The sequence below is a fragment of the Enterobacter sp. T2 genome, from assembly GCF_010692925.1.
GTDB classification, from domain to species: domain Bacteria; phylum Pseudomonadota; class Gammaproteobacteria; order Enterobacterales; family Enterobacteriaceae; genus Enterobacter; species Enterobacter kobei.
The window spans coordinates 4,705,506-4,721,372 of record NZ_CP048736.1 but is presented as its reverse complement, the minus strand read 5'-3'; the positions used below and the strand labels follow the sequence as shown (position 1 = coordinate 4,721,372).

Below are 15,867 nucleotides of genomic sequence, written 5' to 3'. Positions count from 1 at the left end.
GTTAATGGAATCGGTTACAGAATTTTCATAAAAAGTGTGAGGAGCGTTAAATTTTTCGATCCGTCTTCAGCCTTCGATGGGATCGACGTCCAGCACCCACTTCACTTTACGTGCTTCAGGCAGGGTGTTGATCAGCGCCAGCGTGCCGCTAACAATGTGCTGTAAACGGATCCGCGAAGGATGCTGGAGCAAAATTTGCCAGCGGAAACGTCCGCCGCGTTTCGGCGCCAGCGCCGGTACCGGACCCAGGATCCACAGCTGATTATCCACCAGGGGGCTGGCCTGCAGGAGATTTCTCAGCTGCTGCAGGAAAAGCGGTGCCTGCTGGTTGTTATGATCTTCCGCGCGGATGATGACGTGGCTGGTCCACGGCGGCAGCTGCATGGTCTGTCGTTCGGCCAGCGCCTGCTCGGCAAAGGCGTCATAGCCTTTGTGCAGCAGGGTTTGCAGCAGCGGGTGCTCAGGGTGGTGCGTCTGCAGAACCACTTCGCCCTGTTTGCCTGCGCGCCCTGCCCGTCCGGCCACCTGGGTATAGAGCTGGGCAAAACGCTCGGCCGCGCGGAAATCCGCAGAGAACAGCGCGCCGTCCACGTCCAGCAGGGCGACCAGCGTGACGTCCGGGAAGTGGTGCCCTTTTGCCAGCATTTGGGTACCAATCAGAATGCGCGCCCCGCCGCGATGTACTTCCGCGAGCTGCTGTTCCAGCGCGCCCTTGCGGCTGGTGGTGTCTCTGTCGATACGAGAGATTGGAACGTCAGGGAAGAAGGGCGCCAGCGCCTGCTCAAGCTGTTCCGTTCCTAGTCCGACCGGCACGATATGCGTTGACCCGCACGATGGACACTGGCGCGGCACCGGACGCTGGCTGTCGCAGTGGTGACAACGCAGGTGGCGCTGTGCCTGATGGAAGGTGTAGTAGTGGTCACAGCGTGGGCATTCCGCAATCCAGCCGCAGTCGTGGCACAGCAGGGCGGGTGCAAATCCGCGGCGGTTGAGGAACAGAATTACCTGGTTGCCCGCCTGCAAATGCTGACGCATGCGGATAATCAATGCGGGTGCTAGCCCGGCCTGAACCTGCTGACCTTTTAGATCGAGCACGTGCTGAATGGCCGGACGGGCATTCCCGGCACGACGCGTCAGACGCAGCATATGATATTTGCGCTGGCGCACGTTGTGCAGGGTTTCGAGCGCAGGGGTGGCGGAGCCGAGAATGATCGGAATTTGCTCGCTGTGGGCGCGATAAACTGCCAGATCGCGGGCATGGTAGCGCCAGCCTTCCTGTTGCTTATAGGAGCTGTCGTGCTCTTCGTCGATCACGATCACGCCAAGATTTTTAAACGGCGTAAACAGCGACGAGCGGGTGCCGATCACAATCGCCGCTTCGCCATTTTTCGCTTTCAGCCAGGCGCTGAGGCGTTCGCTGTCGTTCAGACCGGAGTGCAGGACCTCAACCGGCGCGTTAAAGCGCTCGCGGAATCGAGCGATGGTTTGAGGGGTTAAGCCAATTTCCGGCACCATGACCAGCGCCTGTTTGCCCTGCGCGAGCACGTTTTCCAGCACGCTCAGATACACTTCGGTCTTACCGGAACCGGTGACGCCCGCCAGCAGCCAGGCAGAAAAATGGTCCGAGGCGCTGTGAATGGCGCCGACCGCGGTGGCCTGCTCGGTATTCAGGCGCAGACGATCCCCTGAAACGGAGAAGCCGTCGCGCCAGTCGTGAAGGGCTGGGGCCTGGCTTGCCAGCTCGCTCAGACCTTTCTTTCTCAGGGCCTGTAAAGCGGCTTCGCTCACCTCAAGTTCGTCGACCTGATGCCGCCAGATGTTACCCTGGCGTAGAGCGGCCAGCGCCTGCTGCTGTTTCTGCGATCGTTTGAGGCTATTAATGTCTACGGCTTGCCCTTGCTCGGTGGCAAACCAGTACCACATCGGCGCATGGCTGGCGCTCTTACCCTGGCGCAGCAGGATAGGCAGGGCGTGGAACAGGACATCCCCAATCGGATGATGGTAGTAATCAGCCGCCCACAGTAGCAGTCGCCAGGTGCTGGTGGAGTAAACCGGTTCGCTGTCCAGTACCTCAATGACCGATTTCAGCTCATTAAGGGGGAGTTCGCTTTTATCGCTGACGGAAACAACGATCCCCACACGCTGTTGTTTGCCAAACGGCACGGTCACGCGACAGCCCGCTTTGGCGCTCATGCTGTCGGGCAGCAGGTAGTCAAAGGTGCGGGGAAGCGGAACGGGCAGGGCAACGTGAGCGACGGGCATCGAATCTTCCTGACTTGAAAAGTGGCGCGTTAGTATACACATTAGTGGAAGCGGCGTGCGGATCAGTTTGCATACGTTGGTCAAATTCTGTATGATTCGCCGCCTTTGGTGTACTTTACGCCAAAGAACTTACATTCAACATCGCGTGGTGTCTGGCGTTAGGGCTGGAAGAGCGACGCGGCCTTAACTGAGGTTCTCCCATGAAAAAAGATATTCACCCGAAATACGAAATGATTACTGCAAACTGTTCTTGCGGTAACTCTATCCAGATCCGCTCCACCGTGGGTCACGATCTGAACCTGGACGTGTGCGGCAAATGCCACCCGTTCTACACTGGTAAGCAGCGTGATGTTGCAACCGGTGGCCGTGTTGACCGCTTCAACAAGCGTTTCAGCATCCCGGGCGCTAAATAAGTTTCCCGAAAAAAAGGCACCGCAAGGTGCCTTTTTTGTATCCGCTTCTCAGTATTCCCACGTATCCGGGTCAATACCCAGTTCACGCATGATCACCTTCGCCTCTTCCGGGATTTCGTCGCTACGCTCTTTGCGCAGATCGTCATCGTTTGGCAACGGTTGACCGGTAAACGCATGCAGGAACGCTTCGCACAGCAGTTCGCTATTGGTCGCGTGACGCAGGTTGTTCACCTGACGACGCGTACGTTCATCGGTGAGGATCTTCAACACCTTCAGAGGAATGGAAACCGTAATTTTCTTTACTTGCTCACTCTTCTTACCGTGCTCAGCGTATGGGCTGATATATTCGCCGCTCCATTCAGCCATGAGATACCTTTAATCCTCTCAGTCATTAATCTAAAGGTGCAAACCGGTCACTGCCCGTTTTGAACCGTAATCTTGCGTAGTTTACCGTAGAGACGATACCGTGGCACGGATATTGCCGCTGCAGCGTGCACTAAAGCATATAATTTTAACGGCTATTTGCGCATTGCTCAATCTATACGCAAAGAAGTTTAGATGTCCAGATGTATTGACGTCCATAATTTGAATGTTTACTCTGGTGCCTGACTTTTCACCTCATTCGCCAGGAAGCCCTCACCATGACGCGTAAACAGGCCACTATTGCAGTGCGTAGCGGATTAAATGATGACGAGCAGTACGGCTGCGTTGTCCCGCCGATTCATCTTTCCAGTACCTACAATTTCACCGGATTTAATGAACCCCGCGCGCACGACTACTCGCGTCGTGGCAACCCTACGCGTGATGTGACCCAGCGTGCGCTGGCCGAGCTGGAAGGGGGCGCAGGGGCCGTATTGACCAACACCGGGATGTCTGCGATTCACCTGGTGACGACGGTATTTCTGAAGCCGGGCGACCTGCTGGTGGCCCCGCACGACTGCTATGGCGGCAGCTATCGCCTGTTTGATAGCCTGGCGAAACGCGGCTGCTATCGCGTGCTGTTTGTCGATCAAAACGACGAACAGGCGCTGAAACAGGCGCTGGCAGAGAAACCAAAGCTCGTTCTGGTGGAAAGTCCAAGCAACCCATTGTTGCGCGTTGTCGATATTGCGAAAATTTGTCAGCTCGCAAGGGATGCGGGAGCGATAAGTGTAGTGGATAATACGTTCCTCAGTCCGGCCCTTCAGAACCCACTCGCACTGGGTGCTGATCTGGTATTGCATTCATGCACTAAATATCTGAACGGCCACTCTGACGTGGTAGCGGGCGTGGTGATTGCAAAAGATCCCGACGTTGTCACGGAACTGGCATGGTGGGCCAATAACATTGGCGTCACCGCCGGGGCGTTCGACAGCTACCTGCTGTTGCGCGGCATCCGTACGCTTTCTCCGCGTATGGAAGTGGCGCAGCGCAATGCCCAGGCCATTGTCGATTTCCTGAAAACCCAGCCGCTGGTGAAGAAGCTTTATCACCCGTCGCTGCCGGAAAACCAGGGGCACGAGATTGCCGCGCGCCAGCAGAAAGGGTTTGGCGCGATGTTAAGTTTTGAACTGGACGGCGACGAGCAAACGCTGCGTCGCTTCCTGAGCGGGCTGTCATTGTTTACGCTGGCGGAATCATTAGGTGGGGTTGAAAGCTTGATCTCCCACGCCGCAACCATGACGCACGCCGGTATGGCACCGGAAGCACGTGCCGCCGCCGGGATTTCCGAGACGCTGCTGCGTATCTCGACCGGTATTGAAGATTCTGAAGATTTAATTGCCGATCTGGAAAATGGCTTCCGGGTCGCAGCCAAGGGGTAATCATGAGTGTGATAGCGCAGGCAGGGGCGAAGGGTCGTCAGCTGCACAAGTTTGGTGGTAGTAGTCTTGCTGATGTGAAATGTTATCTGCGCGTTGCAGGGATCATGACGGAGTATTCACAGCCGGGTGACATGATGGTTGTCTCCGCGGCGGGCAGCACCACCAACCAGTTGATTAGCTGGCTGAAACTGAGCCAGACCGATCGCCTTTCTGCGCATCAGGTGCAACAGTCCTTACGCCGCTATCAGAGCGAACTGATTGCTGGCCTGCTGCCAGCGGACGTTGCCGACGGGCTGATCAGCGCTTTTACGCACGATCTTGAACGTCTGGCGGCCCTGCTGGACAGCGGGATCACCGACGCGGTGTATGCCGAAGTGGTGGGCCACGGTGAAGTGTGGTCTGCACGTCTGATGGCTGCCGTGCTGCAACATCTGGGTGTGGATGCCGCCTGGCTCGACGCCCGTGATTTCCTCCGCGCCGAACGCGCCGCACAGCCGCAGGTGGATGAAGGGTTATCCTATCCGCTGCTGCAACAGCTCCTGGTGCAGCATCCCGGCAAACGTATTGTTGTCACCGGTTTTATCAGCCGCAGCAACGCGGGCGAAACCGTGCTGCTGGGCCGTAACGGTTCTGACTATTCGGCAACGCAAATCGGTGCGCTTGCGGGCGTGTCCCGCGTGACCATCTGGAGCGACGTGGCCGGCGTTTACAGCGCGGACCCGCGTAAAGTGAAAGATGCCTGTTTGCTGCCGCTGCTGCGTCTGGACGAAGCCAGCGAGCTCGCTCGCCTGGCCGCGCCGGTACTGCACGCGCGCACGTTGCAGCCGGTGTCCGGCAGCGATATCGACCTGCAGCTGCGCTGTAGCTATACCCCGGATCAAGGCTCTACGCGTATCGAGCGCGTGCTGGCGTCCGGTACCGGGGCGCGTATTGTCACCAGTCATGATGACATCTGCCTGATTGAGTTCCAGGTGCCCGCGGGCCAGGATTTCAAGCTGGCGCATAAAGATATCGACCTGGTGTTAAAGCGTGCCCAGGTGCGTCCGCTGGCCGTTGGCGTGCATAACGACCGCCAGCTGCTGCAGTTCTGCTATACCGCTGAAGTGGCGGACAGCGCCCTGAAGATTCTGGATGAAGCGGGCCTGCCGGGCGAGCTTCGCCTGCGTCAGGGGCTGGCGCTGGTGGCGATGGTGGGGGCGGGCGTCACCCGTAACCCGCTGCATTGCCACCGCTTCTGGCAGCAGCTGAAAGGCCAGCCGGTTGAATTTACCTGGCAGTCAGAAGAGGGCATCAGCCTGGTCGCCGTGCTGCGTAAAGGGCCAACCGAAAGCCTGATTCAGGGTTTGCACACCTCCCTGTTCCGCGCGGAAAAACGCATCGGCCTGGTGCTGTTTGGTAAAGGCAACATCGGTTCCCGCTGGCTGGAGCTGTTCGCCCGCGAGCAGGTGACGCTTTCGGCACGTACCGGGTTTGAATTCATTCTCGCAGGCGTGGTGGACAGCCGCCGCAGCCTGCTGAATTACGAAGGGCTGGACGCCAGCCGGGCGCTGGCCTTCTTTAACGATGAGGCCGTCGAGCAGGATGAAGAGTCGCTGTTCCTGTGGATGCGCGCGCACCCGTATGACGATCTGGTGGTGCTGGACGTCACCGCCAGCGAACAGCTTGCGGATCAGTATCTGGATTTCGCCAGCCACGGTTTCCACGTTATCAGTGCGAACAAGCTGGCGGGGGCGAGCAGCACGGATAAATATCGTCAGATCCACGACGCGTTTGAAAAAACAGGCCGCCACTGGCTGTATAACGCCACCGTTGGCGCGGGCCTGCCGGTTAACCACACTGTGCGTGACCTGATTGAAAGCGGCGACAGCATTCTGGCGCTGAGCGGGATCTTCTCCGGCACGCTCTCCTGGCTGTTCCTGCAGTTTGACGGCACCGTACCGTTTACCGACCTGGTGGATCAGGCGTGGCAGCAGGGCTTAACCGAGCCTGACCCGCGTGTTGACCTCTCCGGTAAAGACGTGATGCGTAAGCTGGTGATTCTGGCGCGCGAAGCGGGTTACGACATCGAACCGGATGCCGTCCGCGTCGAGTCCCTGGTGCCTGCTGGCTGTGAAGAAGGGTCTGTGGACCATTTCTTTGAAAATGGTGAAGAGCTTAACGAGCAGATGGTGCAGCGTCTGGAAGCGGCGAACGAGATGGGACTGGTGCTGCGCTATGTGGCGCGTTTTGAGGCCAACGGTAAAGCCCGTGTCGGCGTCGAGGCGGTGCGACCTGACCATCCGCTGGCGGCGCTGCTGCCGTGCGATAATGTCTTCGCGATCGAAAGCCGCTGGTACCGCGATAATCCGCTGGTGATCCGTGGCCCGGGCGCGGGGCGCGATGTCACCGCCGGAGCGATCCAGTCCGACATCAACCGTCTGGCTAAGCTGCTGTAACGTCTACATTTCCCTCTCCCTGTGGGAGAGGGCCAGGGTGAGGGCATCGGACCGCGCTCACCCTATCATGAATTTCCTTCATCTTCCCTGAGCAAACCTCACCGTTATTGTTGATTATTTATGTTGACGTCCCTCCGCTTTTCCGTCATTTTTACATCTGGACGTCTAAACGTATAGAAGTTCACAATACAACAAACAATGACACGCGACAGATAGAGGTAAGGTATGAGCTTTTTTCACGCCAACCAGCGGGAAGCACTGAATCAGAGCCTGGCCGAAGTAAACGGCCAGATTAACGTCTCTTTTGAATTTTTCCCGCCGCGCACCAGTGAAATGGAGCAAACCCTGTGGAGCTCTATCGATCGCCTGAGCAGCCTGAAGCCAAAGTTTGTCTCCGTGACCTACGGTGCGAACTCCGGCGAGCGCGACCGCACGCACAGCATCATCAAAGGCATTAAAGACCGTACCGGTCTGGAAGCTGCGCCGCACCTCACCTGTATCGACGCCACCCGTGACGAGTTACGTGCCATTGCCCAGGACTACTGGAACAACGGTATCCGTCATATTGTCGCCCTGCGCGGCGATCTGCCACCGGGAAGCGGTAAGCCGGAAATGTATGCCGCCGACCTGGTCGCGCTGCTGAAAGACGTGGCCGACTTTGATATCTCCGTCGCCGCGTATCCTGAAGTTCATCCGGAAGCGAAAAGCGCCCAGGCGGACCTGCTCAACCTGAAGCGTAAAGTGGATGCGGGTGCCAATCGCGCGATTACGCAGTTCTTCTTTGATGTGGAGAGCTACCTGCGTTTCCGTGACCGCTGTGTGTCCGCGGGCATCGACGTTGAAATTATCCCGGGGATCCTGCCGGTCTCTAACTTCAAACAGGCGAAGAAATTTGCTGATATGACCAACGTGCGCATTCCGCTGTGGATGTCCAAAATGTATGAAGGGCTGGACGATGACCCGGAGACCCGCAAGCTGGTGGGCGCTAACATCGCGATGGACATGGTGAAGATCTTAAGCCGCGAAGGGGTGAAGGATTTCCACTTCTACACGCTCAACCGCGCGGAAATGAGCTATGCCATCTGTCACACCCTGGGCGTTCGTCCGGCATAAAAAAATAGAAAGCCCTTATAAAATGAGGGCTTTTTAATCAAGCAGATAGTTAAAAGGTATTAACTATCGAATCTGTGGATTATTTCAACTATATCTTATTGCTAGTGGTGTATATCGTAACGGTAACACTGTACAAGGGAGCATAGCGATGAGCACGTCAGACGAGACCAATAACGCAGCATCAGCCGGCAAATGCCCGTTCCATCACGGCGGCGCCGATCACAGCGCGGGAGCAGGTACAAGCAGCCGTGACTGGTGGCCAAAGCAACTCCGCATTGACCTTCTTAACCAACATTCCAACCGTTCTAACCCGCTGGGTGAAGACTTCGACTACCGCAAAGAATTTAGCAAACTCGACTACTCTGCCCTCAAAGGCGATCTAAAAGCGCTTTTAACCGACTCTCAGCCGTGGTGGCCTGCTGACTGGGGCAGCTATGCTGGCCTGTTTATTCGCATGGCGTGGCACGGCGCGGGTACTTATCGCTCCGTTGATGGACGCGGCGGGGCAGGACGCGGTCAACAGCGTTTTGCACCGCTGAACTCCTGGCCCGATAACGTCAGTCTGGATAAAGCGCGTCGTCTGCTGTGGCCCATCAAGCAAAAATACGGGCAAAAAATTTCCTGGGCTGACCTGTTCATCCTGGCGGGGAACGTGGCGCTGGAAAACTCCGGTTTCCGCACCTTTGGTTTCGGTGCCGGTCGTGAAGACGTCTGGGAACCGGATCTGGACGTGAACTGGGGCGATGAAAAAGCCTGGCTGACCCACCGTGACCCCGAAGCGCTGGCGAAGCGTCCTCTGGCCGCAACCGAAATGGGCCTGATCTACGTTAACCCGGAAGGGCCAAACGCCAGCGGTGAACCACTGTCCGCGGCGGCAGCCATCCGCGCGACCTTTGGCAATATGGGCATGAACGACGAAGAGACCGTGGCGCTGATCGCCGGTGGTCATACGCTCGGTAAAACCCATGGCGCAGGTGAAGCCACACATGTGGGCACCGACCCTGAAGCCTCACCGATTGAAGCGCAGGGCCTGGGCTGGGCGAGTACGCACGGTACAGGCGTTGGTGCAGATGCCATTACGTCCGGTCTGGAAGTTATCTGGTCACAAACTCCGACCCAGTGGAGCAACTACTTCTTCGAGAACCTGTTCAAATATGAGTGGGTCCAGACCCGCAGCCCGGCAGGTGCCATTCAGTTTGAAGCCGTGGATGCGCCAGAAATTATGCCGGACCCGTTCGACCCGTCGAAAAAACGCAAACCAACGATGCTGGTCACCGACCTGACGCTGCGTTTTGATCCGGAATTCGAGAAAATTTCTCGCCGCTTCCTGAACGATCCGCAGGCTTTCAACGAAGCCTTTGCGCGCGCGTGGTTCAAACTGACTCACCGCGATATGGGGCCAAAAGCGCGGTACATTGGTCCGGAAGTGCCGAAAGAAGATCTGATCTGGCAGGATCCGCTGCCTCAGCCGGTGTTCAATCCTTCGAAAGAAGACATTGAAAGCCTGAAAGCGGAAATCATTGCCTCGGGTCTCTCCGTGAGTGAGCTGGTTTCCGTTGCCTGGGCGTCTGCATCGACCTTCCGCGGTGGCGACAAGCGTGGCGGCGCCAACGGTGCGCGTCTGGCGCTGGCGCCTCAGCGCGACTGGGATGTTAACGCCGCTGCCGTACGTGCATTACCGGCTCTGGAAGCCATCCAGCGCACCACCAATAAAGCCTCCCTGGCCGATATCATCGTGCTGGCGGGCGTGGTAGGCGTTGAGCAGGCGGCGAAAGCGGCAGGCGTTTACGTTACCGTACCGTTTACGCCGGGCCGCGTGGATGCGCGCCAGGACCAGACGGATATCGAGATGTTTAACCTGCTCGAGCCGATTGCCGATGGCTTCCGCAACTACCGTGCGCAGGTGGATACGTCAACCACCGAATCACTGCTGATCGACAAAGCGCAGCAGCTGACGCTGACCGCACCCGAACTGACGGTTTTGGTCGGCGGTCTGCGCGTACTCGGGGCAAACTTCGATGGCAGCAAGAATGGCGTGTTCACCGACCGTGAGGGCGTGCTGAGCAATGACTTCTTCGTGAACTTGCTGGATATGAATACCCAGTGGAAGGCGACCGACGACTCAAACGAGCTGTTTGCCGGTAGCGATCGCGCCAGTGGCGAAGTGAAATACACCGCGACCCGCGCGGACCTGGTGTTTGGTTCAAACGCCGTCCTGCGCGCGCTGGCTGAAGTCTACGCCAGCAGCGATGCACACGAGAAGTTTGTGCGTGATTTTGTTGCCGCCTGGGCGAGAGTGATGGATTTGGATCGGTTTGACGTGAAGTAACCAGTGTGCCGGGTGGCGGCTACGCCTTACCCGGCTTGCAAAAGCATGTCATTCGTAGGCCGGGTAAGCGTAGCGCCACCCGGCTTTTTTTATTACTCCCACTCCTGCAGGAACCGCTGTCCATACTGGTCAGCCACCAGCAGCGCCGCATACACCTGATCTGGCGTTACTCCGCCCGGCATGTTGTGAATAGTTTCCCCTTCTGCACAGGACGCTTCTGCGATCAGACGCATTTTGGCCGGAATATCCTCTTTAATATTCAACTGCGCCAGCGTGATCGGCAGTCCCACGCTGTGGCAAAGCGCCGCGACGGTCTCTATTTCTTCTACCGGCGCATTTTCGAGCACCAACTGCGTCAGCGTACCAAACGCTACTTTTTCACCGTGATAGAAGTGATGCGCATCCGGCACCGCCGTCATACCGTTGTGAATCGCATGTGCCGCAGCCAGTCCACCGCTTTCAAAACCTACGCCGCTGAGATAGGTGTTGGCTTCGATAATGCGTTCCAGCGCAGGCGTTACGACATGCTGTTCCGCCGCCAGCATGGCTTTCTCACCCTCTTCAAGCAGCGTGTTGTAACACAGCTCCGCCAGCGCGAGTGCCGCCTGCGTGCATTTACCGCCCGCCATCGTCGTGGCACCGCTGCGCGAGCAGGCGCGCGCTTCAAACCAGGTCGCCAGCGCATCGCCAATCCCCGCAGCAAGCAGACGAGCCGGTGCACCCGCGACGACTTTGGTATCCACAATCACCATGTTCGGGTTGTGCGGCAGCATCAGGTAGCGATCGAACTCGCCGCTGTCGGTATAGATTACGGAAAGTGCGCTGCACGGTGCATCGGTGGAGGCAATGGTCGGGGCAATCGCAACCGGCACGTCCATAAAGTGTGCCAGCGCTTTGGCGGTGTCCAGCGTCTTCCCGCCGCCAATACCCAGCACGGCCAGACAGTCGGCGCTATCGGCCAGTTTTTTCAGACGATCGATTTCATTTTGTGAACATTCGCCACCAAACGGTGCGATTTCTGCATGCAGCTCTGCGTTTTTAAAGCTCTGGCGCAAGGTTTCTTCAGCAAAACCCAGCACAAATTTATCGCCGACAACCAGCCAACGCGTTGCCAGCGGTTTCAGGTAGTCGCCGAGACGGGTAAGCACATCAGCGCCTTGGATGTATTTTCCCGGCGATTGAATGATACGGTCCATAACATTTCTCCCTTAGAGGTTGAGGTTACCAAACGCGTTTTTCCAGTCCTGCTCGAACTTCTCTATGGCTGACTCTACCGCCGGCGTGCCGAGCATTTGTTGCGCTACATCTAAAGGAAGCGTGATTGCCTCGCATCCGGCCAGCAGGCAGTCCAGCGCCTGACGTGGCGTTTTGAAGCTGGCGGCCAGCACCTTGCTCTCAGGGGCATGCATTTCCAGAAGAGACTGCAGCTCCTGGAGCATGCGTATACCATCACCGCCCTGGGCATCGACGCGGTTCACATACGGTGCGACATACGACGCGCCCGCCAGCGCAGCCAGCAGACCCTGTGCGGCGCTGTATACGGCCGTCCCGAGTGTAGTGATCCCCTCGTTTTTCAATGCCTTAATCGCTACAAGCCCTTCTGCCGTTACCGGGATTTTCACCACGATATCCGGCAGGGCATTACTGAGACGTTTGGCTTCCGCCACCATTCCCCCGGCGTCACGGCTCATGGTCTGGGCAAACAGAGTGCCCCGGGGACCGATGGCTTTTTGCAGGCGCGGCAGCACGCTCCAGATGGACTCCCGGCTGGCGGCAATAATGCTCGGGTTAGTGGTCACACCCGCGATCGGGAATACCCGCGCCAGACGCTCAACTTCCGCCACGTTGGCGGTGTCCAGGTACAGTTCCATTATTTTTCCTTAAGTCAGAAAGGTTGAATAAAGGATAAGGCGCGGCAGAGTACGGCGGATACAGGTCAATTTTGCCAAATACTGGACAAATGTAATGTCCTTAGTGAAGTGAGAGAACGATCACAATGCTATTTTTTGGCGCTCAGCTGGCTGTGATACTGACGACGATATTCGGAAGGGGAGCGCTCGGTGTGCTTACGAAAGAGACGGCAAAAGTAGTTGCTGTCGGTAAATCCGCAGCGTGCGGCGATATCTTTAATTTTGAGGTCATAGCCTTTCAGCAGCTGGCGCGCGTGTTCCAGACGGGTCTGCGTCAGGTATTCATTGAACCCGACGTTCCCGGTCTTCTGAAAAAGGTGAGAGAGATAGTTAGGGGAAATATAAAATGCCCCGGCAACGGAATCCCGGGTCAGCGCCGAGGCATGGTTTTCGTCAATAAAGCGACGAACGGCTTCGAATAATGCGCGACTGCGGCTATCAGTGTGGATATCACTGCCAAGCAGATCGCGGCAGTGGCTGAGCAGACTTAATATCACCAACCTGGCCGTGTCCTGCTCAGTTGGCTGCATCTGCAGCTCATTGAGCGTTTGCAGGAGAAACGCGCCCGTCCGGGGTCCTCTTCTGGCAATCTGCTGCTGTTGTATAAGAGCTTTACCCCGGTAGAGCTGAAGCGTCAGCTGCTGTTTGCCGAAGCTTATTCTGAGCGAGTTTGAAGAATGCAGTGGGACGTTCCCGGATGCGGAAAAGAAGGCTTCGCAGCGGATTTCCAGGATAACTGAGAGACAAGGTGATGTGCGGTTATTCTCGGCAGGCGCGACAAAGTGCACTTGATCCAGGGGGAATGCGCCTTTAATCAGATCCGACAGGATGTGCGTAATATCGTGGAACATGTTATGGATACCGGGGTATTGCCGGGTGGGCGCAAGCACCCCCCGGCATAGCCGATTAGCCCGTGTTACGCATACCCGCCGCAACGCCCGCAATCGTCACCATCAGCGCCTGCTCAACGCGTGGATCCGGCTCTTTACCTTCTTCTTCCGCCAGACGAGAACGGTGCAGCAGCTCTGCCTGCAGGACGTTCAGCGGGTCGGTGTAGATGTTACGCAGCTGGATAGACTCGGCGATCCACGGCAGATCTGCCATCAGGTGTGAGTCGTTGGCGATATCCAGCACCACTTTGATGTCGCCTTCCAGCAGTTCGCGCAGCTCTTTACCCAGCGCCCACAGCTCAGGCTTAACCAGACGCTGATCGTAGTATTCCGCCAGCCACAGGTCAGCTTTCGAGAAGACCATCTCCAGCATACCCAGACGGGTAGAGAAGAATGGCCAGTCGCGGCACATGGTTTCCAGTTCGTTCTGTTTACCGTCTTCCACCACTTTCTGCAGCGCGGCACCGGCACCCAGCCAGGCAGGCAGCATCAAACGGTTCTGCGTCCAGGCGAAAATCCATGGAATCGCGCGCAGTGACTCTACGCCGCCGGTCGGGCGACGCTTCGCCGGACGCGAGCCCAGCGGCAGTTTACCCAGTTCCTGCTCAGGTGTTGCCGAGCGGAAGTAAGGCACAAAATCTTTGTTTTCACGCACGTAGCCACGGTAAAGATCGCAGGAGATCGCCGACAGTTCGTCCATGATATGGCACCAGGACGCTTTCGGCTCCGGCGGTGGCAGCAGGTTTGCTTCCAGAATGGCGCTGGTATAAAGCGACAGACTGCTGATGGTCACTTCCGGCAGGCCGTATTTGAAGCGGATCATCTCACCTTGCTCGGTCACGCGCAGGCCGCCTTTCAGGCTGCCCGGCGGCTGCGACAGCAGTGCCGCGTGTGCAGGCGCGCCGCCTCGGCCGATTGAGCCACCGCGTCCGTGGAACAGCGTCAGCTCAATACCGGCTTTCTCGCAGGTTTTGATCAGTGCATCCTGCGCCTGATACTGCGCCCAAGATGCCGCCATCACGCCCGCATCTTTGGCGGAGTCGGAATAGCCAATCATCACCATCTGCTTGCCCTGAATAAAGCCGCGATACCAGTCGATGTTCAGCAACTGGGTCATCACGTCGTTGGCGTTGTTCAGGTCATCGAGGGTTTCAAACAGCGGCGCCACCGGCAGGGCATAGTCGATGCCCGCTTCTTTCAGAAGCAGATGAACGGCCAGCACGTCGGACGGGGTCTTCGCCATGGAGATCACATAGGCGGCCACCGATCCTTTCGGTGCGTCCACGATCGCTTTACAGGTGTTGAGCACCTCGCGGGTTTCGTTGCTTGGCTCCCAGTTGCGCGGCAACAGAGGGCGCTTGGAGTTCAGTTCGCGGATCAGGAATGCCTGTTTGTCGGCTTCGGACCAGCTTTCATAGTCGCCGATGCCGAGATAGCGGGTCAGTTCACCCAGCGCTTCGGTATGGCGGGTACTTTCCTGACGTACGTCGATACGCACCAGCGGCACGCCGAAACATTTCACGCGGCGCAGGGTGTCGAGCAGTTCGCCGTTAGCGATGATGCCCATCCCGCAGGCCTGGAGTGATTTATAACAGGCGTACAGCGGTTCCCAGAGCTGTTCGTTCTGGCTGAGCAGGCCTTCCGGCTTCGGCAGACGCTGGCCTTTCAGGCGCGCTTCCAGCCAGGCCTGAGTCGCCATCAGCTGACCGCGCAGTTTTTTCATCAGGAAACGGTACGGCTCGCTGGCGCCTTCTTCACCGGCCAGCGCGCGCAGTTCCGGCGTCGCTTCGACCATCGACAGTTCGGAAATCAGCACCTGAATATCTTTCAGGAACAAATCGGTCGCTTTCCAGCGGCTCAGCAACAGAACGTGACGGGTGATTTCCGCAGTGACGTTCGGGTTGCCGTCGCGGTCGCCGCCCATCCAGGAGGTGAAGCGTACCGGCACAAAGTCGACCGGCAGGCGGTAGCCGAGGTTCTCTTCCAGCTGTTCGTTCAGCTCGCGCAGGTAGTTCGGCACCCCTTCCCACAGGCTGTTTTCCACCACCGCAAAGCCCCATTTGGCTTCGTCGACCGGGCTGGGGCGTTGCTTACGAATTTCGTCGGTGTGCCAGGACTGGGCAATCAGCTGGCGCAGACGGCGCATCAGCTGGTTGCGTTCATAGTCGGCGATGTCTTTGTTATCCAACTGCTTGAGGCAGTTGTTCACTTCCACCATTTTGTGGATCAGGGTACGACGGGTGATCTCGGTTGGATGAGCGGTCAGAACCAGCTCAAGCGAGAGAGACTCCACCGCTTTTTTGATGGTGGCTTCGGTGAGATCGGGCTGGTCTTTCAGTTTACGCAGCGTACGGGCAATCACTTCCGGGTTGCTGGCAGCTTCGCCATTAGGCGAAATGCTGTGGTATTGCTCAGCGGTGTTGGCCAGGTTCAGGAACTGGCTGAAGGCACGGGCAACGGGCAGCAGCTCATCGTTGGAGAGGTTCTGCAAGGTGGTGAGCAGTTCCTGACGGCTGGCCTCGTTACCGGCACGGGAAGATTTAGACAGCTTGCGGATGGTTTCAACGCGTTCGAGGATGTTTTCCCCCAACGCATCTTTGATGGTATCTCCAAGCACTTTGCCGAGCATACTGACATTACTACGCAACGCGGAATATTGTTCGTTCATAAAAACCCAGTCACCCCATCATTTTTGTTTATGCCCATGCGAAAA

At 57.5% G+C, this 15,867-nt stretch carries 11 protein-coding genes; 5 read left to right on the top strand and 6 right to left on the bottom strand.

All coding sequences use genetic code 11. The features are described 5' to 3' along the window. Positions 1-66: 66 nt before the first annotated feature. A complete protein-coding gene (gene priA, locus G0034_RS22565) occupies positions 67-2,262 on the bottom strand; it encodes a primosomal protein N' (RefSeq protein WP_179121277.1) in 2,196 nt (731 codons plus the stop codon). Positions 2,263-2,462: 200 nt separating this feature from the next. On the opposite strand from priA, the gene rpmE reads away from it, so the two are divergent. Continuing rightward, positions 2,463-2,675, top strand: coding sequence for a 50S ribosomal protein L31 (gene rpmE, locus G0034_RS22560; RefSeq protein ID WP_003862040.1), 213 nt, complete (start codon positions 2,463-2,465; stop codon positions 2,673-2,675). Positions 2,676-2,723: 48 nt separating this feature from the next. On the opposite strand, the gene metJ is transcribed toward rpmE, so the two are convergent. Then, entirely contained in the window at positions 2,724-3,041 is a 318-nt protein-coding gene (gene metJ / locus G0034_RS22555; protein ID WP_006179183.1) for a met regulon transcriptional regulator MetJ, read from the bottom strand. A 275-nt stretch (positions 3,042-3,316) separates the two neighbouring features. Here metJ and metB point away from each other — a divergent pair, with 275 nt between their 5' ends. The 4 genes from metB (at position 3,317) to katG (ending at position 10,354) form a co-directional block, all read left to right on the top strand. Then, entirely contained in the window at positions 3,317-4,477 is a 1,161-nt protein-coding gene (gene metB, locus G0034_RS22550) for a cystathionine gamma-synthase (protein WP_014885697.1), read from the top strand. Between the two features lie 2 nt (positions 4,478-4,479). Beyond that, on the top strand, positions 4,480-6,912 hold the full coding sequence (locus G0034_RS22545; RefSeq protein WP_023338878.1) for a bifunctional aspartate kinase/homoserine dehydrogenase II: 2,433 nt from the start codon (positions 4,480-4,482) through the stop codon (positions 6,910-6,912). Positions 6,913-7,137: 225 nt separating this feature from the next. Continuing rightward, positions 7,138-8,025, top strand: a complete 888-nt coding sequence (gene metF / locus G0034_RS22540; protein ID WP_023331596.1) for a methylenetetrahydrofolate reductase — start codon at positions 7,138-7,140, stop codon at positions 8,023-8,025. 148 nt (positions 8,026-8,173) lie between these two features. Then, positions 8,174-10,354, top strand: a complete 2,181-nt coding sequence (gene katG / locus G0034_RS22535) for a catalase/peroxidase HPI (RefSeq protein WP_023331595.1) — start codon at positions 8,174-8,176, stop codon at positions 10,352-10,354. Between the two features lie 92 nt (positions 10,355-10,446). Here the strand turns inward: katG and gldA are convergent, their stop codons facing one another. The 4 genes from gldA to ppc form a co-directional block, all read right to left on the bottom strand. After that, positions 10,447-11,550, bottom strand: a complete 1,104-nt coding sequence (gene gldA / locus G0034_RS22530) for a bifunctional L-1,2-propanediol dehydrogenase/glycerol dehydrogenase (protein WP_014885694.1) — start codon at positions 11,548-11,550, stop codon at positions 10,447-10,449. Between the two features lie 12 nt (positions 11,551-11,562). Beyond that, positions 11,563-12,225 (bottom strand): fructose-6-phosphate aldolase, encoded by a 663-nt coding sequence (gene fsa / locus G0034_RS22525; RefSeq protein WP_179121276.1) that lies wholly within the window; start codon positions 12,223-12,225, stop codon positions 11,563-11,565. Positions 12,226-12,353: 128 nt separating this feature from the next. Then, positions 12,354-13,115, bottom strand: coding sequence for an AraC family transcriptional regulator (locus G0034_RS22520; RefSeq protein ID WP_096218333.1), 762 nt, complete (start codon positions 13,113-13,115; stop codon positions 12,354-12,356). Positions 13,116-13,170: 55 nt separating this feature from the next. Next, positions 13,171-15,822 (bottom strand): phosphoenolpyruvate carboxylase, encoded by a 2,652-nt coding sequence (ppc, locus tag G0034_RS22515; RefSeq protein ID WP_014885691.1) that lies wholly within the window; start codon positions 15,820-15,822, stop codon positions 13,171-13,173. Between the last annotated feature and the right edge of the window lie 45 nt (positions 15,823-15,867).

Excerpts from the sequence above, each read along its gene's own strand:
- priA (WP_179121277.1), bottom strand. The coding sequence starts at position 2,262 with ATGCCCGTCGCTCACGTTGCCCTGCCCGTTCCGCTTCCCCGCACCTTT.
- rpmE (WP_003862040.1), top strand. The coding sequence starts at position 2,463 with ATGAAAAAAGATATTCACCCGAAATACGAAATGATTACTGCAAACTGT.
- metJ (WP_006179183.1), bottom strand. The coding sequence starts at position 3,041 with ATGGCTGAATGGAGCGGCGAATATATCAGCCCATACGCTGAGCACGGT.
- metB (WP_014885697.1), top strand. The coding sequence starts at position 3,317 with ATGACGCGTAAACAGGCCACTATTGCAGTGCGTAGCGGATTAAATGAT.
- G0034_RS22545 (WP_023338878.1), top strand. The coding sequence starts at position 4,480 with ATGAGTGTGATAGCGCAGGCAGGGGCGAAGGGTCGTCAGCTGCACAAG.
- metF (WP_023331596.1), top strand. The coding sequence starts at position 7,138 with ATGAGCTTTTTTCACGCCAACCAGCGGGAAGCACTGAATCAGAGCCTG.
- katG (WP_023331595.1), top strand. The coding sequence starts at position 8,174 with ATGAGCACGTCAGACGAGACCAATAACGCAGCATCAGCCGGCAAATGC.
- gldA (WP_014885694.1), bottom strand. The coding sequence starts at position 11,550 with ATGGACCGTATCATTCAATCGCCGGGAAAATACATCCAAGGCGCTGAT.
- fsa (WP_179121276.1), bottom strand. The coding sequence starts at position 12,225 with ATGGAACTGTACCTGGACACCGCCAACGTGGCGGAAGTTGAGCGTCTG.
- G0034_RS22520 (WP_096218333.1), bottom strand. The coding sequence starts at position 13,115 with ATGTTCCACGATATTACGCACATCCTGTCGGATCTGATTAAAGGCGCA.
- ppc (WP_014885691.1), bottom strand. The coding sequence starts at position 15,822 with ATGAACGAACAATATTCCGCGTTGCGTAGTAATGTCAGTATGCTCGGC.